Origin of the sequence: Streptomyces sp. NPDC058157 (assembly GCF_042884105.1) — a bacterium.
Lineage (GTDB): Bacteria > Actinomycetota > Actinomycetes > Streptomycetales > Streptomycetaceae > Streptomyces.
This window is the reverse complement of sequence record NZ_JBHVUQ010000341.1, coordinates 1-754: the sequence shown is the minus strand read 5'-3', so window position 1 is coordinate 754 and position 754 is coordinate 1. Positions and strand designations below refer to the sequence as shown.

The window sequence follows — 754 nt, the reverse complement described above, 5'->3', positions numbered from 1 at the left end:
TGAGCGTCGGCGCACGGTGGGGGCCTCGTAATCATCGATCGTGGGGATGGCGTCCGCGCAACTCTACGGCGTGAGAAGGGCGCCCTCGCGCTGCGCCGCCCCGCGGCGGCCGCCGGGCAGACGCGGCGCAGCATGTGCAGGATCTGCATGACCGGCCACGACGGCGGCGTGTCCCTGATGGTGGCCCCGAAGGCCGGCAAGGCCGGACAGCAGGGCAACTCGGTAGGCGTCTACATGTGCGACGACCTCGCCTGCTCGCTGTACGTGCGCGGCATGAAGGAGGTGGCCGCGGCCGCGCGGCTCCACGAGACGCTCACGGTGGAGGAGAAGATCGAACGTGCCGTGGCCAACCTCGCCGCGTTCGTCTCCAAGGTGACCGCCTGACCGCGCCTCCTGGAGCGCGGCGACGCCCCGTCCACGCCCGTGTGGAACGGGCCGGAGCGGCCACCGCCCCGGTCGAGGCGCCGGGCGCCGACGGCCATGGGAGTCGGCGACGGGGGAGGTCCGCGGCAGGGGCGCGGAACCGGCGGCGACGGTCCCGGACGGCCGGAACCCGGTACCGCCCGCGTCGGCCGTGACGGTCACCGGGGGTGGTCGGCAGGTCCACGAGGTCGTCGTCGACGATCAGAGGGGTGGGTGTGGGGTCGAGGACCGGGTCGGCGGCGAACAGCCGACCGTGGCGTAGGCGTGGTCCAGGTCGGTGTGGGCGAGCGTCCCGTCGGGCCGGGTCCGGCCGCCCACGGTGAGGTCGCCC

Annotated in this window: 1 pseudogene; it reads left to right on the top strand. The window is 74.5% G+C overall.

Annotation, left to right across the window (positions count from 1 at the left end):
• Positions 1-81: 81 nt before the first annotated feature.
• Positions 82-384: pseudogene (locus ACFVXK_RS37295) on the top strand (FBP domain-containing protein); the annotation flags it as partial.
• Positions 385-754: the final 370 nt, after the last annotated feature.